The following is a 25,891-nucleotide window of genomic DNA, read 5'->3' as shown; positions in this document are numbered from 1 at the left end:
CCTATAACTTCCCGCCGTGTATGCCCACGTGTATGCTTTGAGATTCCTATAACTGGAGGCATACAGGAAGTGAAGCGCTCTGAAATCAAACGCCGCCCCTTAGCAGATACCACGCTTGCGGGCCTGGAGCCTGAGCAAGCGACATATAGGGAGCAGGACGGGAATGGCCTGTACTTCCGTGTGAAACCTAACGGGCAAAAATCGTGGGAGCTGCGCTATAAAAAGCCAGACGGGAAATGGTCTTGGCTGGGACTCGGCGGCTACCCGGAAATCAGTGGCTCATTGGCGAGACAGAAAGCAGCTCAACTGCGGGAAGACGCATCGACCGGCAAAAATCCATTGGTGAGCAAGCAAGCTCGGAAGGTTGCAGACCAGGTCGCTGCCAACAACACCTTTGAAGCATTAGGCCGCGAGTGGTTTGAGGCCAGACGCACAAGCTGGGAATCAGGTACGTCTCGACGAGTGCTTGGCGCACTTGAGCTTCACGTGTTCCCCGTCTTCGGCAAACGCGTGTACACAGAAATATTGCCCCTGGAATGGATGGAGTTTCTACGCGGCATGGAGCAAAAGGGGATCATTGAACAAATGGGCCGAGTTCGTGCCTTTTGCAAAGAGATCTATGACCTGGCCCGAGTAACAGGACGAGCCGTCCACAACCCCCTTGAAGGTCTCAGCAAATTCCTGCAATCACGTAGCGCTGAAAACTATGCACACGTTTCGATTGAAGAACTTCCTGCGCTACTTCGAGCGATCAACTCCTACCCTCACGCAAAGGACGTTCGTATAGGGCTTCGCTTGCTTTCCTTATTAGCATCGCGCCCGAGCGAGATCCGAGAAGCACGCTGGTCAGAAATCGATCTCTCCAAAAAGCTATGGACCATCCCAGCCGAGCGAATGAAACGTCGTCGCGAACATGTGGTGCCTCTCTCTCGGCAGGCAATCGAAGAGCTCACTGAGTTACGAACACTTACAGGTGCGTACCCTCTCCTATTTCCAGGCAGGAAAGACAGGACAATCCCCCGTAGTAACACCGTCTTTCTAATGGCGCTCCGCAGACTGGGATATGCCGGTCGGCAAACAGGCCACGGTTTTCGTCACATCGCGAGCACCATACTCAATGAGCAGGGTTTCGATGAGAATCACATTGAGGCCCAGCTCTCTCACGCAAAGGAAGGAATTGCAGGGGTGTACAACAAGGCGGTCTACCTGCCTCAGCGCAGAGTGATGATGCAGTGGTACGCAGATCATCTGGATGAGCTAGTAGATGGCAACATTATTCAGGGACAGTTTGGGAAGGCGGGCTGAACACGCCAACCCCACCCGCATCAAAAATCGGTGTTACTGGTGTTACGCGTGTTACAAAACATACCAACTAATTGATTTTATTGAACAATAATTGCGTAACACGTATTCAAAGACGTTCGTACACTACGTGTTACGCGTCAAAACCGTGTTACGCCTAAGACTCCCGATACCTCTGTCGGCCACCTCTTATTGGTCGCCCCACACTGAGGAGGCGCCGCTGTCATCGGACTACCAGAGGGGGCTCGGGGAACTACCATTCGTCTGATACAGACAGCTCGCAATCTTCTATCTTCGATTTTTTACTGTATGAAAAACCAGCAGGACAGGTGGGACAAATTCCATAAAGTTAAAAACTTTGCAGCGATTCCTCCAAATTCAATTGGGTTAATCGAGAAAACTGCGTCGAACACCGTAAAAATATAACTTTAAAAAAATAGAAAATCGTTTACATAGCTGGGGCCTGTACGAACTACGACAGGAAACTCCCCAATGACGCGCCACGACACTTTAGAACCTTCTGCCACCTCTCTTAATCCCGTCGATTTACTGACCACCGACCAAGTCGCTACCGCCCTAGGTCTATCCAGCCGAACGCTCGCCGCCTGGCGAAGTTCTCGCAGCAACTCACTTCCCTACGTCAAAACCGGGTCTCGGGTTCGTTATCGCTCCCAAGACGTGGTCGCGTGGCTTGAAAGCCAAGTGTGCTCACCTGCAAAAACCGCTGGAGACAGGACCTGATGAGCGCCCTAAAGCAATCTGCAAAAGTCGTGGGGCTTGCTCCCTCCACTCCACGAGAAAGTCACCAAAAAGCCCATAGCGGATCCGCATGCGTGCCGATCATCGCGACTCATACGGAAATGGGACAGTTCGATCCAGCCGCCACGCTGATACGCATCAATCAAGTCATGGCCCTGACAGGTATCGGCCGCGCAACGGTTTACAAACTTATGAGCCAGCCAGAGAGCGGCTTTCCGCAAGCCGTGAAGCTCACCGACAGCAATGCACGTGGGGCTCCGGTCGCTTGGGTATTAGCCGAAATTTTGAATTGGACGCGTGCGCGTATCGCGGTCCGCAACCGGGTGGCGGCATGACGAACCGTGTCGCTAATAAGGCCATTTTGCAGCCGTTCTCTGTACTCAGAAAAGTCGGTTTCTCGTCGCGGTGGATGCAACGTTTCGAGGTTCACAGAACGCAACAAAAACGCCTGAATCGAGTAGTTGTAGTGATGCAATGGGCAGACGGCACTTGGTGTGCACTTTCAGTACCCAGCGAAGCCCCGCGTGCCGTGATCGTGGATGAAGGCCAACAAGTCGACGCTTACGAAGATGCACGATCTTGCCTCGACGGCAACTTCCTCCCATTGCTCTCCCTGCGCTGGGAAGCCAATGCCTGAAACGAAAACGCCCCCGGCGGCAACCGGAGGCGTTGAGGTAAATCTACATGCCTAATCAATTTATGCCGCATCGAAAAAATCCGCAAGCTATCCGCACGGTTGCGCTTTCAAAAGACGGACGTTACTCTCTACCGGTCGCTGCAAATTCAGCGACCGGGTTTTGCAGCCCGAACATCGTTAGGCGCATGAGCGCCACCGTTTCGAAAGCAGGCGCTTTTTTTATGCCTGCAACTTCGCTTTATGGTGGCTGTGCGTGGGGCGCTCTCGAGCGCGCCGGGTGCCTAACGTCCCGGTCTGCAAACCTGCGTACAGCCGCCACCCAATCTTGTTTTGCAGCGAGTAGTGGCGGTTCCTCAACGTTAGGAGCCTCACGCATGACACACGCCCTGAATCCGTCCCGAATTCGCGCCGCAGCTCATCGAGCAATGGCTCTCGCCGCTTTACACGCCAACTCCAGCCTCGCTACACGCCTCTCCCGTTACAACGCCCATATGTCCAAGGCAAGAGCCCTGGAAGCCGCGGGGGGTGCTCAATGAGCAAGCTCCCAGGATTTGCACTTCCCGAGGATCTACTCTGCGTCAGCCAAGACGCCGAAGCCGGCCTACCTATCGACGCCATCACCTGTGCGCTCGACCGCGCCGACTCGGTGCTCATGCTGTTGGAAGATCACTTAGACGGCGATAAACCCCTGCTTTCCAACCGCGTGCTGTCATCTGTTATTTGGGACGTACGTGGCACCTTGGGCTTGATCAAAACACTCACCATGTACGGTGATGCCTCCTCTGTGCCGATGGGCCAGAAAGGCGGTGCGCTGTGACCCACTCCAGCACACGTGGACGCTCCAAGTTTTCCCCTGCCAACGGTAACGGCCAAAACCTGTTTCGGGTGAATGCCGGTATCCCACGGGAAGACGCACTTGAAGCCGTCTCCCAGATTCTGCACCACGTGAATCAACTGATCCTCGACGCCGCCATCAGCGATGCGGGCGAGCGTTTTAGTTGGCCTGCGTTCTACCTCGGCGAGATGGCCAAGGTGCTGATCGACGACGTGAACGAGGCGTTGCTTGAGTCGAGGACCGCACCATGACTCAGCGCACAGGCAACACCTCTAAACGCCCGAGCTTCGCTGACGTAAAAAGCGCTGCCCTGAAGAACATCGACCGCGTGCTTACTCACTGGCTGCCGAACGGCAAACGCGTCGACGGCGGCAAGGAATACACCGCACCGAACCCCACACGTAAAGATAAACGCGCAGGCTCACTCAAGGTCAATTTGGGCAAGGGCACCTGGGCGGATTTCGCCACCGGCGATAAAGGCGGTGACCTGATCGATCTGGTGCGCTACATCGACGGTGGCACGGACGTTGAGGCCTGCAAAAAGCTGGCGGATCTGCTCAACGTTTCCGCCGGTGCCGCGACCACCAAAAACGCACCGGCCAAAAGCGCAACGCCGGAGTGGATCGCGATTCAACCGATCCCGGCAGAGGCCATGAACAAGTGCCCAACCAAACACCGGCAACACGGTGTTCCGTCCAAGGTTTGGATCTATCGGAATGCGCAAGGCCAACCTGTCATGGCGCTGTATCGATTCGACTTGAGCACAGATGAAGACGGAAAACCGCGAAAAGTCTTTGCGCCGTTGACCTGGTGCAAGCGCTCCGATGGACAAACCTCACAATGGCGCTGGCAAGGACTGCTGGAGCCTCGGCCACTGCTGCGCCTGGATGAGTTGGCACGGCGGGCCGATGCGCCTGTGGTGCTGTGTGAAGGCGAGAAGGCTGCTGACGCCGCCGCTGAACTGATGCCCGAACATGTAGCCACGTGCTGGCCGAACGGTTCGAACTCCTGGCACAAAGTTGATCTGACACCGCTCAAGGGTCGCTCCGTGGTGTTGTGGCCAGACAACGACGCGAGTGGCAAAAGCTGCATGGACGCCATCGCTGTACAGCTGCACCAGATCGGCGCTGCCTCGGTGCGCGTGATCGCCCTGGAGGTCTTCAAACGAAAGCCCACCCTCAAGAATGACCAACTCACTTTTGCCAAAGGTGGTCAATGGGATGATGGCGACGACGCCGCAGATGCCCAGATCAAAGGCTGGACAGCGGCGCATTTCGCCGAGCTGGAACGCAGTGGCAAATTGTTCGTTGCTGAGCCCGAGAAAGCACCGGCCGAACCATCCGAACCTAAGGCAAAACCGACAACCAAGCGGGCCGCGAAACCCAAAAGCGATCTGCTGCCCGGCGGCTTCCGCCTTACACCTGAAGGCGTTTTTTATTCCGGTGACGATGGCGAGGCACGCCCGGTGTGCTCACCATTGGAGATCCTGGCTCGCACACGTGATGCGCAGGGACATAACTGGGGTTTGCTGGTCGAGTTCGACGATCCGGACGGGGCGAAAAAACGCTGGAACATCCCGGCGCGGACCATGACCGGCGACTTCGGCAAGGACGTGCTCGGCCCGCTCGTGGATATGGGCCTGCGTCTGGCTGGCAGCCGCTCCGGCCGCAATGCTCGCAATGACCTGCAGAGTTATCTCGGCGGCTTCGACAGCGCCCAACGCGCACGACTGGTCACCCGCTTGGGCTGGCATGACAGCGCCTTCTTGCTACCCGAACAGCAGGTCGGTTCGCACGCCGAACACCTGCACTTCTATGAGGCCGGCGCGCAACTCCCGCCGATCAGCGAAGCCGGCACCTTGGAGCAGTGGCAAGAACAGATCGGCGCCTTGTGCATCGGCAATCACCGCTTGGCGTTTGTGGCCAGCGTGGCGTTTGCCGGTCCGCTGCTGCACATGCTCGGCCATGAATCGGGCGGCTTTCACCTCTACGGTGACAGCTCGGGCGGCAAGACCACCCACCTGCAAGTAGCCGCCTCGATATACGGTGGGCCGCGTCTGGTGCGTTCCTGGCGCTCGACGGATAACGCCTTGGAATCCATCGCCGCCGCGCACTCGGACGGCCTCCTGGTGCTGGATGAAATCGGCATGTGCGACCCGCGCATCATTGGCGAAACGGTGTACATGCTCGGCAACGGCACCGGCAAGGCACGCGCCAATGATCGCGGACAAGCAGGCCGACAGGTGCAGGAGTGGCGCTTGCTGTTTCTCTCGACCGGCGAGAAGACGTTGGCGCAGCACATGGCCGAAGCGAATAAGGAACTGAAAGCTGGCATGGAGGTGCGGATGCTCGCCGTGCCAGCCGATGCCAGCAAAGGCCTAGGTATGTTCGACGTGCTGAATGGTTTTGATGACGCCGCCGCCCTCTCCGATGCACTTAAGGCGCGGGTGACCAAGTACTACGGCACACCGCTAACCGCCTTCCTGTCGGCGCTCTGTGAGCCCGGCAAGCGACATGGCTGGTCGGCGATCCTACGCCACACCTTAGAGGGCTTTATCGCTAAAGCATTACCGGCCTCCGCCAGCGGTCAGGCGCATCGCGCGGCCGCTCGCTTTGGTCTGGCTGCGGCCGCTGGTGAGCTGGCCACCGCAATGGGGATTACCGGATGGCCAGACGGCACCGCCACCGCCGCCGCTCGGGTGTGTCTCAGTGCCTGGATGAATGAGCGCGGGGGCGCCGGAAATCTTGAAGGTGATGCAATCCTGGCACGGCTACGCCAAGTCATCGAACGCTTTGGCGAAAGCCGCTTCACCCGCTGGGAGTCAGCGGCCGCGAAGATCGATGAACACGGCCCCCGCACCATCGACCGCCTGGGCTTTCGCAAGACGCTGGAGCATGGCTTGGGCGACGCCTTACACACCACCAACACCTACTACGTGTTGCCTGAGTCATGGCGCTCCGAAGTGTTCAAGGGCATGAACATCAATGCCGTGAACAAAGAGCTGATTCACCGTGGCGTCCTTGAACCAGGTCCCAACGGCAAAGCCTCCTGCTCTGTCCGCTTACCCGGGATGGGCACTCAGCGTTGCTATGTGGTGAAGACGATTTCGGGAGCAGATGAGGGCGAGGCTCAGGCGGCCTAAAGCCGCCCAAATGTTCGAGGTAGCGCCGGCAAATCTCAGGCCTCGCCAGCCGCTCAACCATCCCACTTTCGAATAACACCGAGACAAGACAGATGAACGAAATTCAAGCAATGAAAGACCGCCGTGACCAGTTGATCAGTGAAATGGAAAATCTCCAAACCGCACTGCTTCCCTATGAATCGGCACTTGAGAGCCCCGACACGATCGAGCAGGGCCGGGAACGCGAAGTGCGCGATCAATACAACGAGCGAAAAAGAAAGATCGATGCGTTGGATCTGGAAATCTACCAGCTGACTCCGAAAATCCGTCGTCGTGAAAACGTCGCGAATCGTGAAGGTCTGATGGCGGGATACATCGCCAACATGGCGAACTGGGCTGCGGATGAGATCGAACTCAATACAAAACGCGAAAGTCTCAGCGTCCGCCTGGAGGAAGTCCGAAAGCAAGCACAAGAAGACATGACAAGCGCTCGCCAAGCCGAGACCCAAGCGGCCACGGCTTATGCGCAAGCCGTTGCCTGGGGCGACGCAGAAGGCGAAAAAGCGGCTAGCGGCGACGCTCAGAAAGCGGCGAAAAATCTCGCTACCGCCACTGAACAACATCGTCGCCAACAACTGATTATTACCGCCCTGGAACTGGAGCTAATCACCGTCGATCAACACATCACTGAAGCTCAAGATGAATACAAAAAAATAGAGAACATAGCGCTACACCTCGCACATGACGTTTTGGAACAACAGTGGAATGAAGCGGCCCAAGCGCTACTAAACGTAGGCGGCAAGCTCTACGCGGCTTCCCGCATGATCAACCGGGATCCAAGATCGCTGTTTAATCTCGACATTCCTCAACAAGGTGAAAACTTTGGGAGTTGGAAATGGGGTGACCTGGCAGACCTTGGGAGCCAGCATCACCTGCAAGACCTGCTCTCGATGTAACTGTAGATTCACCCTGAAACAGCCTGCTTTCGCGGGCTGTTTAAATCACTCCAAGGATCGAAGCCATGAACCCAACGACGCAAAACAGCTCGTCCATATCCGAAACGCTCAAAGCAAGAAAAGCCCACTTGGGCGCCCTACTAAAGCTCGTGGATACCAAAATCGGAAAAAGCACAGCGATGCAGAAGCTAACCATCAATGCGATCAAGGCAGAAATGGGGCTAATCGAGCATAAGCTGAAAAAGCGGTGATGAGGATAAGCGGAAGCTCGCGAAAGCTTCCGCCACATTCAAGTTCGACAGGCAGTTTCCGGTTAAGATCAACGATCCCTACTGAGCCGAACACCCCAAATAGTAAGTAGCGCAAGTCTTAAGCATTTGTTCAAATAAACAATGCTTATCTTTCGTCATAATCGTCAATCAGGCCTTTCGGCAGATCATTTTCACCCGTTGAGCTATAGTGAGCAACAATGTAAGGCTTATAATTTGAAACAAAGAACTCAGGCACGTCATTATCAACCAATATGATCTGGCAACTTATGTCTTTCTTTTGTGCACGCCCTGCCAGCTCAAACATATATTCGTACATATTTTTGTATTTGTCAGGGTCTGAAAGTCCTTCGTCTGCGTCAGCAGCAGTATCAGTATCATCCTGATGCTTTGCTTTAGAGGTCTTTCCGAGATATTTTCCTACAGTGTCAATAAGCAGGATTGCAGGATAATTAATTTCATTATCAATGGCGTACTCAAGAATCGCCAGGAATAGCCCAATTGAAGAGATGGTACGCAGGCCACCGGAAGTAATTGTCATGTATTCACGATCACGGATTATCGGCAAGAAATTCTTTGAACTTACAGATATTCCTCGCCGATTTTTAATATTAACCTTCTTGAGAAATTTGTTGAGATTATCAGAAAGATCAGACAGTACATTCGCTAGGCTTGGCGCTGACTTCTTCAATTCCTCCAACCGCTCTTCCAAACGGGCAACCACAGCATTGCACTGCTCGTACTGATCATGAATGCTTTTTTGAGAGTTTCTTATTTTAAGATTAACAATCAGCTGACTTCGAAACTGTTGCCTTGCTGATAATTCTTTAACCAGTGCATCTCTTTGGGTTAGGTAAGGAGTGATCATGCTTTCACTTTCAGTGTCTATCAACTCTCGAGCCTTATTAAGATCCTCATGAACAGCAAAGTAAGCAGCGTTCGCCTCGCGTTGTTTTTCGGAAAGCTCAGAAATAAGCGATTGAATACCCTTTCTTTTCTTCTTTAGCGAGTCAAGTTCGTTCAAAAGTGGAGAAATTCCACTGGAAACAAAGGGCTTAATTTCAGCAATGTCCTGAATTGGAGTTTCACATATAGGACATGGCTGCGAAACCTTTGTGATTTCGCCTATCTTCTGATTTGCGGATAGAGCCGCTTCAACTTTTCCTATGTCGTTGTCGTAATCGTTTTTTAAGCGAACATAGCGATCTAGCTGACCTCTTAAATTTGTTAACTCTTGAGACAACCCTTTTTCATTGAGCGAAAGCATATTAAATGCGGCTTTATAAGACTCGTACTGACTAGAACTGGAAACCATTCTCGCATTAGTCTCACTCAACTCGCTTTCCAGTTGGATAATAGTTTCATCAAGAGATGTTAGAGAATCATCAATCGAGGACTGACTTTCATAATCGGTCTCTCGCAAAAATTCAGAAACCGACTCATACTTATTTCTATGTCGACGAGCCTCTTGAGATTGTTTAGAAATTTCCTGCTCCAACTCGGAGATGCTGGTATCTAGAACATTGAAAATGTATTTAAACACTTCTTTGTTGGTCGAAAATACATTCCAGTTCGCCGAGTCCAGCAAGTTTTTACTGCCAACCTCATCTTGATCAAGATATGAAAACTTATATAAATCGCGAAAACTCAATCGCTTCAAGTTAGAGTCAGCTTTAGATGGCGATACTTTAACGCTAATTTTTGGAAGCCCTAATGCACTCATAAAAAAATCAGAGAGATATCCATCCGGACCTTCCACGGAACCAAATTTCGGTGCATATTTCTTAGGATAATTATTCGCACACTCTGAAAAAATACAGCGATAAACCTCTACCAACGCGGTCGGCTTAAATACATCTCGCTTTATCGTGTACTCAATGCCATTGAGCCTGACTTCTAGTGCGGCGTATGTAATGGAAGATGATATTTCATCTGCCATTACAACGGATGAGGCTCCGAGAAGATAGTTTATAAATTCCAAGATACTAGACTTCCCTGTATCAGAATCCCCATAGATTATATTGACACCTGGGAAAAATTGGATGCTGTAGTTTTTTCGGTGCCCGACCAGATGCAAAAAATCGATGTTCAGATGAGGATGCATAAATCAATTCCCTTTGAATAGCGTGTTCAACCAAGCATTGAGCTTTGTAGTGGGCTGAGATTGTAAAGGCCCAAGCTTGGATATAATTTCAATTAAAGAGTAAAAGTAATTCTTATCTGCTGCTTCGCCAGCGAGCGAACAAGCAAAGTTATTCCCTATATCGGATAATGCATATCTAATGCTACTGCTCTTGGCATCTCCCTCACACTTTAGAAATCCTAAAGAAGCAAGACGCCTTATCAGCAACTTAACCTTGCGACGATCAAAGAGTATATCCACATTACTAGACATACTTTCTATCGTGTAAGTTAATCTTTTATCTAGAGGTGTGTTTGGCTTGTCAGCCAGTCGCAACACCTTGCTAATTTTTGATGGGTTTTTTATTAAATAAAGGAAAATCTGTATCTTTTCAAAATCCAGAACTAAATTGCCCCGACCATTCTGAGCCATATTCAACAGAAGCAGGGCTAAGATTGCAACATTAAGGTCAAACTCCTCATCAATTGGCAGATATGGAAGGCTACTAATCATGACGCTTTACCTTATCCGCTGCCTCTGTATGCAAATTCTTTAATGCTTCCAGTGTAGTAGCTTCTGACCAAACGACTCTTGTATCCGACTTATTGGCCAGTTGGTGAATCATTCCCATTTTGTGGCTGTCATTCAATTGGGAAAGAGTTGTTTTAAGATATCCATCTTGCGCGTCAAATATTTTCTTGTGCACAGACTGTACTAGTTGAGTGGTGCTGGTGCCATTAGCAATATGATATTCGTACTCGAGTCTATAAAGAGTTCTGATATCCTCATAGAGCTTCTGAAGCAACTCACGATCATGATCACTAGAAAATATTTTCCTCGCCTCCTCGGCATTAAAAAAATATTCCTTAGCGCTACCGGTTAATACCTCGGCCACCTCCGCAAGCATTAACTTAAGAACAAAAAATTGATCATCATACTGCTGATTATCAATAAATTCTTTTTTCTCTAATTGCTCTGAGCATTTTATCGCGAGATCCTCGATAAAATTTACGACAGCGACATAGACAGTCTGCTCGCTGTCTTTGGGCTTGCATATTCCAACATGATCTTCATTCACTGCCACCGCGTTCGCTTTTAGAGTGTCAGTAGGAATTGCGCTATTTTTTTCAACGATAATATCGTGCGCGCCGTAGATGTACTTAACCTCGGGAGTAACGGTCGTCTGACTCCAAGATCGGTTTAACTTATCAATAGCTTCACCTAGAACTTTAAGATCGCCAACATGAGCATTACTAGAAATCAAGCTCGCAATACTTGCTGCTTTGGCTCCTTGGTGAGGAACAGCTAGGGATATAAAGCCAGTAACTGGGGTTCGTCCATCGTGTTCAATCTGTTGGAGAATGCAATACTTTGAGATCAACCCGCCCATACTATGGGCAATTATTATAATCTTCTTATATCTAGAAAAATTTACTGAAAACTCCGTCTTAAGAAGTTCTCCAATTTCTTCAACCGGTAGATTTTTTCGGAAAGATTTAAGCGATCCAAACAATCGCCCCATAATCGATTTGGACGTGCCATATATGTTTGTAAATGTGGTGAAATAGTTAAAGCACGCGATATCAAATCCATCGATACGTGGGTCTACTAACAAAAGGGAAGGAAAGGAAACGTGCTCATCATATGCCCATGTGCCCATTCCTCCTGTCAGACCATGTACAAAAACCACAAGGCTTTTGTTTTTGTCGCGACGTATCCACTCTACCATGCTCATTTGCGGTCTTTCCCTGTACTCCGGCTGGTTTGCTTGATGCTAGCACGACGGCATCTATGGCCGAGAGACATCGGCTCGCTCAAAGTTCAACGAATCTCGATTTCTTCCACACCAGCGTCGGTCAGCAACTGATACAGCTCGGAAACCCGTTCACGTCTTCCTCTGCCCGCGCAGAAAAGGAAGATTGCTCGCTGCTTAGCTCTCGATAGCGCAACAAAAAATGTCGCGATGCCCTCCGGGTTTCGCGGCGTATGACTCCACCATGATTGATCGTCAAGCCCGATAAAGAATACGGTGTCGTATTCGAGCCCCTTGCTCTTGTGAACGGTCATCATCGAGATGTCGTGCGTACCTAAAAACCGATCAATGCAGGCTGCCCAGGTCGCAGCCTCATAGGCTGAATGCTGCAGGTGCAGTGAAAACGCTTCAGTCATAATTTCGAGTAGATCGTTTCGCGCGTATGCGGCATAGGCAGCCGCCATGGCGTTAACGTCCAAGAAAGTAAAAATCCGCCGGGCTATTTCAGTTGCAAACTCAACCGTAGGCATTTGAGCACGGACCTCTTGCCCGAGTGCGGCCAAGAAGCCTTGGATGTCCTGATCAGCTCGATATCGTTTTATCTCGTCGTCTTCGTCGACTCCGCGAATAGCATAAACGGCAGAGGACAAGGTCGACCAAGCTGCAGCGCTACGCTCTCCGCTAGCTAATCTTAAAGTTGCCAACGCTATGGTAGCGGCCTCATCGACCATCAAGTCCTGAACATTGGTTCGGCCAATCGCTTTATTCTCGTTTCGAATACTCAACCCAGCGGCTGTAAATATCGGTTGCAGTTCTTCCTCAAACTGATCAGCGCGCTGACGCACTAGAAGCACATAGTCCCTCGGTTGCTTCTGGCGTGTAACCAAATCCGCTGCTATCCACTGGGCAAGCTGTCGCCCTTCAATCACCGTAGAGCGAGAACTCCAGACCTGAACCACATCCCTATTCAACAGGCCCACCGCTTGAGACTGGATTTGTGGCGATTGTGGATCCAGAGCTTGCGCTACGAAATGCTGAACGCGTACCAGCTCCGGTGATGATCTGAAGTTGAAAAGCAGGTTGACCCGTTGCGCCCCAAAATCCGCCTCGAATTGTTCGAAGGCATCCTGACGTGCACCGGCCCAGCCCATGATTCGCTGCTTGTGATCTCCTACCGCAGTGACGACGGTTCCTGCTTGGCCAAACGTAGAGAGTAGGAAATCGTATTGAGCAAACGATGTGTCTTGGAACTCGTCCACAAACACGTAGGGGTAGGTCATACGCAGCGCACGCGCAATCTTAGGGTTCGCCCGAATAATTAACTCAGCCAACCGATTCAACGTCACGAACGAGAGTCTGGACACATTAGTGCCGTATAACTGTTGTCGCAGCCACTGATAAGCAGCTAGCTGCTCAGCTGTGGTGGGCTGCAGGAGTGCGTCCACTGCCAGACGACTGCCACCTATCGCTTCTGCCTCAAATCGCTCAGCCGAAAGCTGCGCAATCCTGGACTGCCATTCCGGAGGAGCCATAAATCGAATGCGGTTCAACTCGTCTTGCACTATTCGCCGAGTGGGGAAACCTATTTCATAGGGGCGTGTAGGGCGCCAATGCTCCGGAATCGCCGCTTGGAAACGATCAACGAGACTTTTGGTGAACGCATCAAACGTAAGGGAAATGAACCGCCCGGCCAGTTCAGGAGGACAGCGCTTGCGAACGCGAGCAGCGAGATTGGCTGCCGCATCCGTCTTAAACGAGATTGCCAGAATCTGCTGCGGTGCTTTGCACAGTCCCGTCTCCAATAGGTAAGCCGCGCGCTGCGCTAAGAATTCCGACTTTCCAGCGCCAGGACCTGCGACGACAGAGGTGGACTCCGGGCGGCGTAGGGCGATCCAAGCGTTGGGTTCCAGGTTGGGTATACCGCGAGGTAGCCATAGTTCAGGCGTCAGGGGTCTCCAGGTCATTGCTGCTCAGCCTGATCTAAGGCTGTGCGAACCCTCGCCAACAATCGCTGTAAAGGCTCGGGTACCGCAGCCACCAAATCAGCGGGTGTGACTTGGCTCAAAACCCTCACATGGGTACTGGGCTTTCCCCGCCCTAGGAAGAGATACCGATACCAACGTAGATCATTGTCTTCTTCAACACCGTAGAAGGCTGGAGAGCCTTCTGCGCCTAGGACTGCCTCTCGAGGCTCCCCCGCCCCGGCTGGCCCACGCATCCCCGGCTCGAGAACCCGATACGCTCTTGGATAGGCTTTGAGCATGGTGTAATCCAAGTCGAGCGGGTCTGAAAAAAATACGTGAAAGCGCTCTAACCACTGCGTCCATCGGCGTAGAGCGCCAATATCGGAAGCCTCAGTTGCCGAAATCTCTGCGAGATTTTGTTCTGGGCCTCCCTCCCGTAGAACCTCTGCAAAGACCTGCTGTGGCGAATAACCGATGTTCAGTAACTGCTCGCACGCAGTCCTAATACGTCCAAAACCTCCACCGCTTCGCCCCCAATCTAGATCCAGCAAAGTCGCGTAAGGTACTTGGAGGCTACCAAGTAATTTCCATAGGTGATTCACGTGGCGCCCGCCCAACGGCACCACAGCAACGAATGATCTATCAATGGGGAAGTCCATTGCTTTAGCCAGTAGGGGTAGCACTACTTCTTCAGTGGCACCCTCACCAAGTATCACGTAGCGCGCAAAGTACAATTCAGGGTAGGCCCGCACAGCCTCCCGAACGAACTTAGAAGCCTCTTCGTCCCCGACTGGCATAGTTATCTGGCGAACTTCAGTGCAGCGGCTTCCCTGGTTCAACTGGAAGTGCCGCACACTAGATGGCTCCACCCGTGCGAGGATGCTGGGCGAGTGGCTGGAGACTATCGCTTGAGCATTAGACCCTGCGGCTACTTCTTCCACCTGTTTGATGATGCGAGACAGATAGAACGGAGCCAGATTGTTCTCCGGCTCCTCAAGGGCAACGATAGTCAGCGCGGGCAACGCGACACCGGCACCAGCGAAGCCTGCTGGTGCATTGCCACCCGCAAGTCGCGCCTCAATATCCAGCGTGGCTGAAACCATGGCCATATGGAACAACGAGCGCTGACCGTCGCTGAGATCCTCAAGTGCACGGTCTTGTCCATCTTCAGCGGGATGGAACACCACTTCAACCCGCCGAATAAATTCCTGCCAACGGGTGTCGACGGGGCGGAAGAACGGCGTGGTATCGGTACCAGCTGAATGAAGCTGCCGCCACCTCCGAGTCACTGCAGAGCAGATACTGTCTACGGCCGCCTCGGCTGAGAACGCCCGATTCACGGCAGTGCCTGCATCGGTTAACGAGTCCTTAACCTCCGGCGACCAACTGATTGCGCGCCAGAGTCGGCCGCGGATAAAGGAGGTTACCTGAGAGGCTCCGTCCCGTGTCGCTGGAATGTAGATGAGTTGGATACGCGAACGATCAGGGCCACGAAGTTGCTGGAGGTCACTTTCTTCGAAGTTACCGAACGTCTGTACAGCGCAATAGGACTCTTCGATCGCACCGTCTAGGGTTCCATCATCTGTCCATGTTGCCTGCAGCCTCATACGAACCTTGAGATTGCCGTTTTCCTCGGCAGCCATGTTCCTGAAGAACGCTGGCACTGCAGCGTTATCCACGTCGTCATCTAATTCCGGGAATGCAACGATGGCTTCAATCACTAGCGTGCGAGCCAAAGGCCGTTCAGCCTCATTGCGGGGGATGTGGAAGTCTTGCTTGCGCAACCGCCGCTGCTCTGACGTCACACCAAACATCCGTTGTAAGGCCTGCATCACCGCAGTCTTGCCAGTACCGTTATCGCCGACAAACGCTACGAGACTAGGTCCTAGGGCAACGTGGACTTGCTGAGGGCCAAAGCAACGAAAGTTCTCTAGACCAAGACGTTCGATGTGCATGCGATCTTCCTGATAGCCGTTCATGAAAGCCGCCTCAGTTAGCGATCAGTGAGAGGCAGCCATGCTTCCACGCAACACATAGCGTAGCACTCAACAACGATTCTGGTAGCGAGCGGCCCGAACTTAATAGACACGGTCTAAATGACCGCTTTGCCCCGATTGCGGTCTGTGGTTGACCCAAAATTTGTAAAAATTACCGTAACACCCACTTGGCTTGTAACACCCGCTGCACGTGAAAGATGAACAGCGTGTAACACTAACAAAACTCAACAAATTCAATCATTTAATATCATTCGTAACACTCGCAACACCTGTAACACGCATTATCGAGCCCCACACCCCATCGGTGATAGCGCCTCCAGCGAAAACAATGCTGGCTTGGTATCGACTTATTCAGAATTCGAACGCCTGCCTCGCCGGCCGCCAGAGTGCATGGGGGGTGCCGTCTACCAATAACAGACAGAGGAGATGCATCCGCCGGAGTACTGACATCGCCTGGGACCCCGGGGGTGGTTGGTGAATACGGGGTAGGAAACCCGCGTGATCGTGTCAGCGGAAAGGTGCCCAGCTTAGTGAACAGGTGAACCAGGTGAACTGCTGTTCACCAGTGCATTTGCTCTATGAATCGGAAAGCCGCTGGGGACCCTGGGCATTTCGGATAGACACGGGGCATAGAACCCGCGCGTTCGTGTTAGCGGCTGGATTTTTCAAGTTGGTTGACAGGTTGACGTGGTTGACACCCATTACCGTGGTTGACGCTATGCAGGTGTTCACTATCAGCAACAGATACAGCCACCTTTACCGAAGCTGTAACGATGGCCCTTTTTCTTCAAGATCCTTTCAATTTCAACGATTGAAATTTCAGTAACTTCCAATGCCTCCCACTAACTCGATCCCGCGGGTTTCATGCCCCGTGTGAAGCTAAAGCTCTCAGGGTCCCCGGCGTGATTTCCTCTCATCGAAAGGCGGAGCCAGCGAAATTCGCTTGGTATGCTCGAGCGCAAAGCGCCTGCCCACAACACCCGGATGCTGACTTTAGCGTTACACGCAGGGGCAGCGTTACATCGGGGGTACGCTATGACGCTCAACTGTGTAACAGGCATGAAACCCAATGAAACCGGGAGCTTGGTGAAGGGCGTTACACTCGTAACACCGGTTACACCAGTTTTGGAGGGGGGCTGGATATGTGCTCTGATGCTGCCTTTCCAAATTGGCCCCACACCACATTGTTGGACTCTAGGATGGGTAACTGCACTTCACGCATTGCACTTGCCCACTCATTTGCATTCGACTCGGCCAGTCGTTCGCCTCGGATTTGACCAGCACACTGGGTGGCCCTGATTGGCAGAAGTCGACCCAAAGCTGGCGGTGGCGGCAGGTAGAAATCGGCCTTGAGCAGACATTCAAGAGGCGACGTCATTGGGACTGTTACTAAGCACCTCATAAGTCAACCCAGCCTCAAAATATGACGCTCTCCACTCAAGGAATCCTACTTCTGGCTCGCACAACAAGAGAACGGTACATCCAGCCTCCCCCATTGAAACCCTTTCCACCACGGCGATATCTCCAGGAGCCGCCGCCCGAGAGCTCATCCAGTCCCTGAGTACCACCGCCGCCCGGTCAATAGTGATCAGTTTTATGATACTGCCCTTGGAAAGTGTCATGCCGTCTTGCCTAAACTTGTGAACGTATCTGGCTTGTAAACCTATTTGGAGATTTAAGGAAGGTCTGCTCCTGGCCGTTTTTTGCCGATCAAGGCCACCCAGTGTGCTGGTCAAATCCGATGCGAACGACTGGTCAAGTCGAATGGGTGGTTAAGTCCATGCAACTACGCATCTAGGGAATCCAGATGACCAGCGTGATTTCCGATCACCAGGTGGTGATGACCTCTGATATGCAATGCCACTGGCTCGCGGTAGATTGGCTACCTGACAACACGGCGGGAGAACATCATGGAAGACACACCTTTGCTTGCGTCATTACTCAAGCGCATGAATGAAAACCAACTGGCGCTGGGGGCAGCTATCGAGGAGCTGTCAAATTGGGTTGAGCAAAGAGGATCTACAGAAGTGGCACAGAACATCCGAGGGGCATTAGAAACCCTGGATGGGAATGCAGGATTCATCACCCTTGCCCTCGCCTCACTGGCGGCAGAAGGTCGAACGAAGAAGTAACGATTTGGTGTTGCTTTGCCCCACGGGGATGCCACGAAAAAGTGGCCAGAAGGAAGCGCCGTGTATGCCCACATGTATGCCTAACCGAAGCACCACCAACCACACCCAATGAATACGGGCATCTTAATACCCAGTTCAAACGACGCCGGGGCACCATATACGAACGAAAAAGCCCCAGGTCGAAAGACCTGGGGCTTTTTTGTGGGTGATTTTTGTAAGCCCTGTGTTCAACTATTGGAAATTGCCAGAACGTTGTCTCACAGGGTTCTTGGATCTCAAGGCGATGGCTGGGTCCACACTTAGGCTGCAAACTGCCCACTCCTTCGTGAGGCGCGGTGGCATACAGTAAATGGGCGCTGGATTGACACGTAAATAAATCTGTCCCCATTTTCCAGAACGGAAAGGGAACGGAACCATTTTCAAATAAATCCGTCCCCTTTTTACTGCGGCTTCTGGCCAAGGGTTGGAATCCCTGCATCCCTTCAACCCATCTGCTCGAACCGCCGCCGCTTCAGGAACAACCCCACCCCCAGTGCGACGGCAAAGATCGACAGCAGCCCCAGGTCAAGCCCAAACAAGCGGATTTGGCTCGCAGCCACGCAGCCGACCGCACCCATCGCTACCAGCACCACCCCGAGCCATTTGCGAAGCGGGTACGACTTAACAAACCGGTCGAGCAAAAAGAACAGCACCAGGGCAATGACCAGCTGGGTAATGTCAGCCATGTGTTTCTCCCGTCAGGTCTTGATGATCAGTGTCGAGGCAGTACGTTGCGGGCCGATGCCGCCATTCACCTGCGCCTCGATGCCGACCAGTACATCGCCTGCATGATAGGTGGGCAGGGTTTCGTTCACATACATGCGCACACCGGCGCCGACAGGGGCACCCACGTAGGGGGAGGCGACATAAGAGGTGGCACCAGCGAAGGCCGAGGCCGCGAGGTTAGCGATTTTGGTGCGTTGGGCGTTGAGCACATCGCCCTGTTGCCGGGTCAGCGGCTTGGAGATGCCGATCATCATCAGGCACGGCAGGTTCTTGGCCAGCATCTTGTCGTACACCTCGACGACCTTGCGGTTGACCTCGTAGTGGGCGCTTTTCGCTTCGCCAAAATGCAACTCGCTGAGGCGCCCGCGTTCGCTGTCGGTGAGGGTGATCTGCGAGACGTTGAACACGATCCCGTGGCTACCCATGTATTGGAAAGTCCCGTCGAACTTCATTGCACGCATCCTTTCGAGCCAAAGGCGGGCATTGTCTAGAAGGAGCGAGCTGGGTTCAAATCATTTCACCGGGCTGGCAAGGTGCGTTGCCCGTCGTAAGGTGCTGACGGAAATAATAATTGTCGAACTCACTGCTTTCGACGAACTGGAAGCCATGGCGGGTGTAAAAACGGTTAGAGGCACTTTCTTTGAGGGCACTTACTTTAAGCGGGAGCGCAGCCGCATTCGCCGCTTTGAAAATCAGAGTGAGTACGGCAGCGCCGATCCCTGAACCTTGCGCGCTGGGCCTCACGTATAAGTGGTCGAGCACGAGTTCATCGGGTGATGCTTGATCACTACAAAGCCAAACCTGTCTCCAGATACCTCAAAGTAATGGGTGTTATGGACTTCAAAACCGCTAACAAACCGCTCGCGCGCCCCGTCCTGGATAAAATCGCCCGTGCTCGAGACTTTCGCGCAGGGCTTCGATTCGGATAGCGAAAAGATCGTCCTGGTCACTTTGTTAGGTGCGGTTTGACATTACTGGGGAGTTTTGATTAAGCGTAACCGGCGTATTTTGGAGCTCTACGTACCCTCCTGGGAGGGCCAGTATAGAAAGATCGGACCAGATCACGGGCCACTATTTCCTATTGTGGTCTGACCCCAGTTTTTTCTTCAGACTAATTATTGTTAGCGTTCGTGGCTGAGCTTGAGCGTTCTTATGACTTCTAGACGGCAAGGCGCTTTACGAGTAAAACATATCAAAAAGCCACCACAAGGAACGTGCATGAACTCGTATCAAGCGATTGTGGAATGGGCGGCAAAAGACCTGCCAGAATGGGAAGCAGACCTTGTTCGTCGCCTTTTACAAGACTCAGCGTTGGGTCCGGACCAGCTTAAGCAAATTGCGAAAAACGCACTGTGCGCCTTCGGCATTAATGATGATAATGAAAATAAGGAATGCTCACCGCCGGTGTATCAACTAGACGGGTCCATTGCCGAAACCTCCGTCGAACCTATAAAACTGTGTAGCATCGACATTGTAGAAAATATCAATGCCATTCATTCAGAAGCCAAACTACCGTTTGGACACTCTGGAATCACACTAATATACGGAGAAAACGGCTCAGGAAAATCAGGATACAGCAGGATATTAAAAAACGCATGTTTTGCAAAACATGTAGAACCAACACTTCTTAGCAACATTTATAAGCCAAAGACATCCAAGCAATCCGCCCGCATAAGCTTTTTGAAAAACGGCAGTCGAGAGGAATGGACCTGGACTCCAGGAAGAAACCATGCGGAATTAGCCTCAATTAATGTATTTGATACCGACTGCGGAAAAACCTTGCTTGATAGCACCAACCGCGTCACATACAAGCCCCGAGGCGCGGACATCTTCGACCATGTATCCCAAGCAATAGAAAGCGTCAAAAATACAATTCAATTAAAGCTACGAGACGCGAAGAAACCAATTATAAACGGTTTGGAAGAAAACATAGAAGTTCAAGCATGGTTAAATCGTATGTCGGACAAAACCAACAGCGCCGACGTGAAACTCACTCTCACTTGGAGTGAGCACGATTCAAGCGACCTAACAAACTTAACAGGCACCGTTACCGACTACGAAAATGGCACAACAGTAAAAACCATTGCGAAATTAACAAAAATCTCAACGGAGCGGCTTCCCCGAGCAATCCAAAAACTAGCTGCTGCCGCAAAAATATTAAATGAAACAAAACCTGACGAAATTAAGAACTTACAAGTTGCTGAAGTCGCTGCAAAAAAAGCTTACGACTTTTCGCTCACAACTTTTGACAAAGCAGATCCGTTAGAGGGAGTTCACTCCGACCCTTGGAAAATTCTTTTTACCGCAGCCAAAGATTTTTCTAACTCACATGCCTACACCGAGAGCGAATTCCCGAACACTAGCGAAGACGCGTTGTGTGTTCTTTGTATGCAACCACTTGACGACCATGCAAAAGATCGTCTTGAACGCTTCTGGCAGTTCATGCAAGACGAGAGCAAAGTAACTTATGACAAAGCTTGTACCAATTTAAAAAACAAAAAAGATGAAATTATTAATCTGGCTTTACCCGAGCCAGAAGCTTATGAACCTCTTTGTAACGAGTTGGCGGAGGCAATAGGTTCAGACTTTGGACTGGCTGAAGCTTTCCGAACACTTAAGACCAGACAGGAGTTTTTCAAAGCGGAACAGCCTAATAATGCACCATATAACAAAAGCAACATTTCTGCTGAATCTATAAAAGATAACATCTCTGAGAAGCTCAACAAAAAACTTAAAGAACTTCAAGAAAATGTATCTCCCAAAAAATACGAATTAGCCAAAGAAAACTTAAAGAAGAAAAACACTAAGAAGCTGCTATCAGACGCGTCCGAGAAAATCATCAACTACATCAACAACCTCAAACACAACAAAGATGTAGAAAGTGGTATCAACTCATTGAAACAGACAAAAACACGATTTTCCAGCAAGGCAAAGTTAATTATTTCTGAACTGGTAACGCCAGATTTTATTAGTAATTTCAAAGCAGAGCTGGATGCCTTTGGTATCGAACTAGAAGTTAATATAGCGCCAATCGTTAAGGACAGCGACACTTCCCACAGCTTTTCAATAGGTGCACAAAAACCAGGAAAAGTTCTCAGCGAGGGTGAGCAAAAAGTTGTTTCACTGGCAGCGTATCTTGCAGAAATTAAAACATTCTCAAATTCATCACCCATTGTTTTTGATGACCCAGTTAGTTCTCTTGATCACGTATACCGTGAAAAAATCGCGTCCCGTCTATGCTTGGAAGCCTTATCAAGACAAATAATAATTTTCACCCACGACTTAGCACTTATTATGGAGATCGATGGCAAGTGTACGGAAATGGCTTTAAGTAAGAATATACGCCCTGCCGTTTCTTCATTTACAGTCAGAAGAAATGGTAAAGATTCTGGATTCTGCCATATAGAAGCACCTTGGCGTGGAATGAGCACAAATAGCAGAGCGCACAACTTAGAGCAGGAGTTAAACTCCTTCAAAGATCTTTATGATTCGGATATTTCAAATTATAATAAAAAATCTGCAATGCTTTACTGCCTACTAAGGGAGGCTTGGGAGTCTTCGATTGAGCAGGACCTTTTCTTCGACATAGTTAGCCGCGGAAGAAACAGCGTACAAACTACTAGGCTAGGTCAAATAACAGTTGAGCCTTCAGATGCTAACCGAGTAACTACTAACATGTCCCTTGCGAGTAGCTGGATGTATGGTCACGATAAATCTAGATCTCTATCAGAAAATAGGCCATCGCCAGCAGAGATAAAAATTCATATTAATGAGTTGAGAACATTTGCTAGCGACATTGCTACCCGTAGAAAGGCTGCAGAAAAAGCATTCAAGGCTCAGACCCAGCCTCCCGTTAGCACCTTCGGATAAGGTTCAGCAGGTTGTCAAGGCAGGGCTGGCCCCTGCCTCGGTGTATCCCTATGTGTATCCCCAACCTAAAAACAGAAATAAAAACCGTTTATTTTCAAATGGATAGCGATCCGGTAAGAAGCCCCGCCGGGCACCATATACGAACGAAAAAGCCCCAGGTCGAAAGACCTGGGGCTTTTTTGTTCTCTAGTTTTGCCAGATGAAGCCCCTCCAGAAATATGCACAAATGCATATTTTTCTTGGCCTTAATGCTGTGTTTATGTACAGTGTGGGTGTGATGGCTTCTGCCTCACACCGTTTGCCCTCCCCTGCAATCGTCAGGAAGGTGGGCATTCTCAAGGAAGCTAAATATCAAGGAGATATTTCATGACAGACATTACTCTACCCCCAATTATCGTAACGCCAGAGCCGCCACTGCCCCTTCCTCCTGGGCCGCTGCCAGGGGGAGATTTTATTGCCAAGCCTTTGCCGTGGGATGGGAAAATCGTTGATTTTTCAGACATCGATGCGCTCATGCGAAAGATGAACTTCAGTCATCCTGACAGTACGATGACGAAAGTGGCGCTGGCGGTCAGGGCGCAAAAGCAGATTGCAGATTCGTACGCTGCCAACCTGCCTAACCTGCTGGCCGAGATCGACTCGGAGGTTGCCGCAGCCGTTGGGGCGGATGCTCTTTCGGCACTGGAAAAATCCAGGAAAGAAAAAACCGTCGTTGATGCTCTAATCAACACCTCACAGGCTGACCTTACTGCCAGTCTTGCGGCGGCCAACGCTTACTTCGGCAGGGATCCTCTACTAAAAGATATACCGCACAATGCGGTGGATTTCGTCAATCTTGAATATAAAGATCGGTTGGGCTTCAAACACGCGTATCAGGCACTTGCCGACTCCTATAGCGCGGCCTATAAAAGCAGATACCTGTCTGAAAAGATTCGATTGTTGACTGAAAAATCTAACGCCTTGACAGGTTTGATCGCTACCGCTCAAGCGGAGGAAGATGCACGTCTTGCGGCGCAGGCAGAGGCTGAACGCCTGGCTGCCGAAGCCGCAGCAAAAGCTGAAGCGGAGCGTCTTGCCGAAGAGCAGGCAAAGGCCGATGCGCAAATCAAAGATGCCATTAAATTCACTGCTGATTTTTACAAGGAGATCGGAGGAAAATTTGGGCAGCAAATGTCTACGCTCTCAGCAGAATTGGCCGAAAGTGCGAAGGGCAAAAAGCTTCGCAGCGCACAAGAGGCCCTGAATGCCTTTGAGCAATACAAGGGCGCTCTGGATAAGAAATTCAGTGCGGCTGACCGCGCGGCCATCGTCAATGCTCTGGATTCGCTTGATAGCGCTGAACTGGGAAAAAACCTGAACAGGTTTGCCAAAGGCTTTGGCTATGTGGGCAAAGCCGTTGATGCCTATGACTTGCATAATGAAGTGAGTAAAAGCTACGCGACAGGCGATTGGAATAACACTGCACTGAAAGTGGAAACACTGTTTGCAGGTGCTGCAGCAACAGGCCTGATTGCTTTCGCGTTCGGCGTGACTGTTTCGTCACCCGTCGGGATTGTAGCGTTTGCGCTGATCATGGCATTTGTCAGTGCATTTATTGACGATAAACGTGTTAAGCAATTTAACGATGCACTCGACGCGGTGCTTCCTTTCTAAAAACACGAAGTGGCCTTTTCAGGCCACTTTTTTTAGTGCTGAATAGAATAGATACCCAAGTACGGCCGGAATGGCAAAAGCGATGCAAACCATATAAAAAATCACATACAGCCCGTTTTTCCCAGACGACTCCGTCAATAAGCCGGTCGTCCAGAATTCACGACGTGTGAATCGAAGCGCTGTCTGCTCGATTATAAATCGAGAGAACGGAAACAGGAAAATACTGCCTGCTCCTAACATCAGAGCAGTGAAGCTAATATCCTCCAGAAAAGTGCTCTCTCCAAAAATGTCGGTAAAGAAGAGAACTAATATGAAAATGGAGATCATAAAATTCTCAATAAGATATTTTTTACTCATATCAACTCGTACTTTAAATTCACTTTAGACTTCTGGGCTACCATGCTCGACGAATGATAGCAAATAGCATCCATGGCATTGGGCTATTGCGTAATAGGTTCAGTGCAAGATGAGTGAACAGGGGCGATGGTATCGCGCGATACCATCGCCACGGGGTCAGTGAGGCTGCAATGCCTTGAGCCGCTCCTCAAGATTTTGCGCAGGAAAGCGTTTTTGCAACTCGGCCAGTTTCACCGTCGCGGCACCCTCATCGCCTGCCGCGCGCAGGCGCAACACTTCCTGCAAGCCCTGCTCCAGCGGGTCAGGCACTGCGCGCTTGGCCAGCTTGCCTTGGGGCAAGGCATCACTGTTCATTTCGGCGCTGAACGACTCGACCCGCGGCGGCGCGCTCATGGGCGCAGGCGCGGAAAGCGTGGCCGGGGCGGCGAGGCGCGTGTTTTGTACCGGGGCAAGCTCGGGGCTGCGCGTGATCACGCCCGCCAGCAGCGCCACACCGGCCACGCTGGCAAACGCCATCTGCCAACGCGGTTGCTGGCACAGCCGCAGCCAGCGTTGCCATAGGCTGGGCTTGGGGGCAGGCGCTTCGCGGCGTGCGGCGTTCAGAATGAATGTGTCCAGGAATGCGGGCGGTTCGCCGGCGCTGTTCTGGCGATAGTGCTGGATCAGCGCTTCGTCGCGCGGATCGTTCGGGTCTCGGGCGTCGGTCATACAGTTACCTCGTCGGCCAGCAAGCGCCGCAATTTCTGCAGGGCATAGCGCAAGCGGCTTTTAACGGTTTCCAGCGGGGCACCGGTGAGGGTGGCGATTTGCGGGACTTCGAGGTCGCCGTGCAGGCGCAGCAGGAAGACTTCGCGCTGGTCTTCGGGCAAGGCTTGCACGGCGGCGTCGAGGCGCGCCTGGTCGCGGTTCAGGCTCAGTTGCTGTTCGGGGCCAGCGCTGTCGTCGGGCTGGGCGTGCAGCAACTCGTCGTAGCTGTCATGCAGCGGGTTGTGCAGGCCGTGCTTGCGCCAGTGGTCGATCAGGCGGTTGCGCGCAATCTGGAACAGCCAGGTGCGAAAACTCGCCCGGCCTTGTGGCAGGGTGGTGCTGCGGATCAGGCTGAGCCAGGTGTCCTGGTAGATTTCTTCGGCCAGTTCGGGTTTGTTGCACAGGGATACGAGGAAGCGATACAGGCCCTGGCGGTGCCGGGCGTACAAGGCTTCGAACGCAGCAGCGTCGCCGGTGCGGTAGCGGGCCAGCAGCGATTCGTCGCTGGGTGGATCGTCTGGAACGGCCATGTAGTGGGCGAACTCCTTCTGTCAGATCGAAGCAGATCTAAGTGTGGGAGGGGGCTTGCTCCCGATGGCGGTGGGTCCGTCAGCACATTTGGTAATGATAGGCCGCTATCGGTGGCAAGCCC

22 protein-coding genes and 1 pseudogene are annotated in these 25,891 nt (G+C 51.7%); 12 read left to right on the top strand and 11 right to left on the bottom strand.

The features are described from left to right. Positions 1–69: 69 nt before the first annotated feature. The 9 genes from BFQ04_RS05705 (at position 70) to BFQ04_RS05675 (ending at position 7,861) form a co-directional block, all read left to right on the top strand. Positions 70–1,305, top strand: a complete 1,236-nt coding sequence (locus tag BFQ04_RS05705) for a tyrosine-type recombinase/integrase (RefSeq protein ID WP_065949966.1) — start codon at positions 70–72, stop codon at positions 1,303–1,305. 489 nt (positions 1,306–1,794) lie between these two features. Then, positions 1,795–2,043, top strand: coding sequence for a helix-turn-helix domain-containing protein (locus BFQ04_RS28325; RefSeq protein WP_083217929.1), 249 nt, complete (start codon positions 1,795–1,797; stop codon positions 2,041–2,043). Positions 2,044–2,162: 119 nt separating this feature from the next. After that, positions 2,163–2,396, top strand: a complete 234-nt coding sequence (locus BFQ04_RS05700) for a helix-turn-helix transcriptional regulator (RefSeq protein WP_065950179.1) — start codon at positions 2,163–2,165, stop codon at positions 2,394–2,396. After that, positions 2,393–2,698: a hypothetical protein gene (locus BFQ04_RS28320; RefSeq protein WP_083217928.1), complete on the top strand. Its 306-nt coding sequence runs from the start codon at positions 2,393–2,395 to the stop codon at positions 2,696–2,698. The genes BFQ04_RS05700 and BFQ04_RS28320 overlap by 4 nt, the downstream gene beginning before the upstream one ends. Before the next feature lie 532 nt (positions 2,699–3,230). Further along, positions 3,231–3,515, top strand: a complete 285-nt coding sequence (locus tag BFQ04_RS05695) for a hypothetical protein (protein WP_065949965.1) — start codon at positions 3,231–3,233, stop codon at positions 3,513–3,515. Further along, complete coding sequence (locus BFQ04_RS05690; RefSeq protein WP_065949964.1) at positions 3,512–3,784, top strand: DUF3077 domain-containing protein; 273 nt, start codon at positions 3,512–3,514, stop codon at positions 3,782–3,784. The genes BFQ04_RS05695 and BFQ04_RS05690 overlap by 4 nt, the downstream gene beginning before the upstream one ends. Further along, a complete protein-coding gene (locus BFQ04_RS05685) occupies positions 3,781–6,675 on the top strand; it encodes a DUF927 domain-containing protein (protein WP_065949963.1) in 2,895 nt (964 codons plus the stop codon). The genes BFQ04_RS05690 and BFQ04_RS05685 overlap by 4 nt, the downstream gene beginning before the upstream one ends. 92 nt (positions 6,676–6,767) lie before the next feature. Next, on the top strand, positions 6,768–7,610 hold the full coding sequence (locus BFQ04_RS05680) for a chromosome segregation protein SMC (protein ID WP_065949962.1): 843 nt from the start codon (positions 6,768–6,770) through the stop codon (positions 7,608–7,610). Positions 7,611–7,675: 65 nt separating this feature from the next. Next, positions 7,676–7,861: a hypothetical protein gene (locus BFQ04_RS05675; RefSeq protein ID WP_065949961.1), complete on the top strand. Its 186-nt coding sequence runs from the start codon at positions 7,676–7,678 to the stop codon at positions 7,859–7,861. A gap of 145 nt (positions 7,862–8,006) precedes the next feature. On the opposite strand, the gene BFQ04_RS05670 is transcribed toward BFQ04_RS05675, so the two are convergent. The 5 genes from BFQ04_RS05670 to BFQ04_RS05650 form a co-directional block, all read right to left on the bottom strand. Next, on the bottom strand, positions 8,007–9,983 hold the full coding sequence (locus tag BFQ04_RS05670; protein ID WP_065949960.1) for an AAA family ATPase: 1,977 nt from the start codon (positions 9,981–9,983) through the stop codon (positions 8,007–8,009). Between the two features lie 3 nt (positions 9,984–9,986). After that, on the bottom strand, positions 9,987–10,514 hold the full coding sequence (locus tag BFQ04_RS05665; protein WP_065949959.1) for an ABC-three component system middle component 4: 528 nt from the start codon (positions 10,512–10,514) through the stop codon (positions 9,987–9,989). Then, on the bottom strand, positions 10,507–11,736 hold the full coding sequence (locus BFQ04_RS05660; RefSeq protein ID WP_065949958.1) for an ABC-three component system protein: 1,230 nt from the start codon (positions 11,734–11,736) through the stop codon (positions 10,507–10,509). Before BFQ04_RS05660 ends, BFQ04_RS05665 begins: the two co-directional genes overlap by 8 nt. Before the next feature lie 86 nt (positions 11,737–11,822). After that, positions 11,823–13,718 (bottom strand): UvrD-helicase domain-containing protein, encoded by a 1,896-nt coding sequence (locus tag BFQ04_RS05655; protein ID WP_065949957.1) that lies wholly within the window; start codon positions 13,716–13,718, stop codon positions 11,823–11,825. Then, positions 13,715–15,697, bottom strand: a complete 1,983-nt coding sequence (locus BFQ04_RS05650; RefSeq protein WP_218187754.1) for an ATP-dependent nuclease — start codon at positions 15,695–15,697, stop codon at positions 13,715–13,717. Before BFQ04_RS05650 ends, BFQ04_RS05655 begins: the two co-directional genes overlap by 4 nt. A 1,928-nt stretch (positions 15,698–17,625) precedes the next feature. Here BFQ04_RS05650 and BFQ04_RS05640 point away from each other — a divergent pair. Continuing rightward, on the top strand, positions 17,626–17,847 hold the full coding sequence (locus BFQ04_RS05640; RefSeq protein ID WP_065949954.1) for a hypothetical protein: 222 nt from the start codon (positions 17,626–17,628) through the stop codon (positions 17,845–17,847). 482 nt (positions 17,848–18,329) lie between these two features. Here the strand turns inward: BFQ04_RS05640 and BFQ04_RS05635 are convergent, their stop codons facing one another. The 3 genes and pseudogenes from BFQ04_RS05635 to BFQ04_RS28315 all read right to left on the bottom strand — a co-directional run bounded on the left by BFQ04_RS05635 (position 18,330) and on the right by BFQ04_RS28315 (position 19,539). Next, a complete protein-coding gene (locus BFQ04_RS05635) occupies positions 18,330–18,572 on the bottom strand; it encodes a hypothetical protein (RefSeq protein ID WP_065949953.1) in 243 nt (80 codons plus the stop codon). 12 nt (positions 18,573–18,584) lie between these two features. After that, on the bottom strand, positions 18,585–19,064 hold the full coding sequence (locus BFQ04_RS05630; RefSeq protein WP_065949952.1) for a hypothetical protein: 480 nt from the start codon (positions 19,062–19,064) through the stop codon (positions 18,585–18,587). A 55-nt stretch (positions 19,065–19,119) separates the two neighbouring features. Further along, positions 19,120–19,539 (bottom strand): annotated as a pseudogene (locus BFQ04_RS28315) (GNAT family N-acetyltransferase). A 291-nt stretch (positions 19,540–19,830) separates the two neighbouring features. On the opposite strand from BFQ04_RS28315, the gene BFQ04_RS05625 reads away from it, so the two are divergent. After that, a complete protein-coding gene (locus tag BFQ04_RS05625) occupies positions 19,831–22,482 on the top strand; it encodes an AAA family ATPase (protein WP_065949951.1) in 2,652 nt (883 codons plus the stop codon). Positions 22,483–22,848: 366 nt separating this feature from the next. Further along, entirely contained in the window at positions 22,849–24,135 is a 1,287-nt protein-coding gene (locus BFQ04_RS05620; RefSeq protein WP_065949950.1) for a colicin-like pore-forming protein, read from the top strand. Positions 24,136–24,153: 18 nt separating this feature from the next. On the opposite strand, the gene BFQ04_RS05615 is transcribed toward BFQ04_RS05620, so the two are convergent. The 3 genes from BFQ04_RS05615 to BFQ04_RS05605 form a co-directional block, all read right to left on the bottom strand. Continuing rightward, positions 24,154–24,492: a colicin E1 family microcin immunity protein gene (locus tag BFQ04_RS05615; RefSeq protein WP_139111900.1), complete on the bottom strand. Its 339-nt coding sequence runs from the start codon at positions 24,490–24,492 to the stop codon at positions 24,154–24,156. Positions 24,493–24,648: 156 nt separating this feature from the next. After that, entirely contained in the window at positions 24,649–25,200 is a 552-nt protein-coding gene (locus tag BFQ04_RS05610) for a hypothetical protein (RefSeq protein WP_065949948.1), read from the bottom strand. After that, on the bottom strand, positions 25,197–25,769 hold the full coding sequence (locus BFQ04_RS05605) for an RNA polymerase sigma factor (protein WP_065949947.1): 573 nt from the start codon (positions 25,767–25,769) through the stop codon (positions 25,197–25,199). Before BFQ04_RS05605 ends, BFQ04_RS05610 begins: the two co-directional genes overlap by 4 nt. Between the last annotated feature and the right edge of the window lie 122 nt (positions 25,770–25,891).

Source organism: Pseudomonas sp. 37 R 15 (genome assembly GCF_900004865.1).
Classification (GTDB): Bacteria; Pseudomonadota; Gammaproteobacteria; order Pseudomonadales; family Pseudomonadaceae; genus Aquipseudomonas; species Aquipseudomonas fluorescens_AM.
This window is presented reverse-complemented; position numbering and strand designations above follow the sequence as displayed.

What these genes read in the sequence shown, in the direction of transcription:
- BFQ04_RS28325 (WP_083217929.1), top strand. Translation starts at nt 1,795, where the DNA reads ATGACGCGCCACGACACTTTAGAACCTTCTGCCACCTCTCTTAATCCC.
- BFQ04_RS05700 (WP_065950179.1), top strand. Translation starts at nt 2,163, where the DNA reads ATGGGACAGTTCGATCCAGCCGCCACGCTGATACGCATCAATCAAGTC.
- BFQ04_RS28320 (WP_083217928.1), top strand. Translation starts at nt 2,393, where the DNA reads ATGACGAACCGTGTCGCTAATAAGGCCATTTTGCAGCCGTTCTCTGTA.
- BFQ04_RS05695 (WP_065949965.1), top strand. Translation starts at nt 3,231, where the DNA reads ATGAGCAAGCTCCCAGGATTTGCACTTCCCGAGGATCTACTCTGCGTC.
- BFQ04_RS05685 (WP_065949963.1), top strand. Translation starts at nt 3,781, where the DNA reads ATGACTCAGCGCACAGGCAACACCTCTAAACGCCCGAGCTTCGCTGAC.
- BFQ04_RS05680 (WP_065949962.1), top strand. Translation starts at nt 6,768, where the DNA reads ATGAACGAAATTCAAGCAATGAAAGACCGCCGTGACCAGTTGATCAGT.
- BFQ04_RS05675 (WP_065949961.1), top strand. Translation starts at nt 7,676, where the DNA reads ATGAACCCAACGACGCAAAACAGCTCGTCCATATCCGAAACGCTCAAA.
- BFQ04_RS05670 (WP_065949960.1), bottom strand. Translation starts at nt 9,983, where the DNA reads ATGCATCCTCATCTGAACATCGATTTTTTGCATCTGGTCGGGCACCGA.
- BFQ04_RS05665 (WP_065949959.1), bottom strand. Translation starts at nt 10,514, where the DNA reads ATGATTAGTAGCCTTCCATATCTGCCAATTGATGAGGAGTTTGACCTT.
- BFQ04_RS05660 (WP_065949958.1), bottom strand. Translation starts at nt 11,736, where the DNA reads ATGAGCATGGTAGAGTGGATACGTCGCGACAAAAACAAAAGCCTTGTG.
- BFQ04_RS05655 (WP_065949957.1), bottom strand. Translation starts at nt 13,718, where the DNA reads ATGACCTGGAGACCCCTGACGCCTGAACTATGGCTACCTCGCGGTATA.
- BFQ04_RS05650 (WP_218187754.1), bottom strand. Translation starts at nt 15,697, where the DNA reads ATGAACGGCTATCAGGAAGATCGCATGCACATCGAACGTCTTGGTCTA.
- BFQ04_RS05640 (WP_065949954.1), top strand. Translation starts at nt 17,626, where the DNA reads ATGGAAGACACACCTTTGCTTGCGTCATTACTCAAGCGCATGAATGAA.
- BFQ04_RS05635 (WP_065949953.1), bottom strand. Translation starts at nt 18,572, where the DNA reads ATGGCTGACATTACCCAGCTGGTCATTGCCCTGGTGCTGTTCTTTTTG.
- BFQ04_RS05630 (WP_065949952.1), bottom strand. Translation starts at nt 19,064, where the DNA reads ATGAAGTTCGACGGGACTTTCCAATACATGGGTAGCCACGGGATCGTG.
- BFQ04_RS05625 (WP_065949951.1), top strand. Translation starts at nt 19,831, where the DNA reads ATGAACTCGTATCAAGCGATTGTGGAATGGGCGGCAAAAGACCTGCCA.
- BFQ04_RS05620 (WP_065949950.1), top strand. Translation starts at nt 22,849, where the DNA reads ATGACAGACATTACTCTACCCCCAATTATCGTAACGCCAGAGCCGCCA.
- BFQ04_RS05615 (WP_139111900.1), bottom strand. Translation starts at nt 24,492, where the DNA reads ATGAGTAAAAAATATCTTATTGAGAATTTTATGATCTCCATTTTCATA.
- BFQ04_RS05610 (WP_065949948.1), bottom strand. Translation starts at nt 25,200, where the DNA reads ATGACCGACGCCCGAGACCCGAACGATCCGCGCGACGAAGCGCTGATC.
- BFQ04_RS05605 (WP_065949947.1), bottom strand. Translation starts at nt 25,769, where the DNA reads ATGGCCGTTCCAGACGATCCACCCAGCGACGAATCGCTGCTGGCCCGC.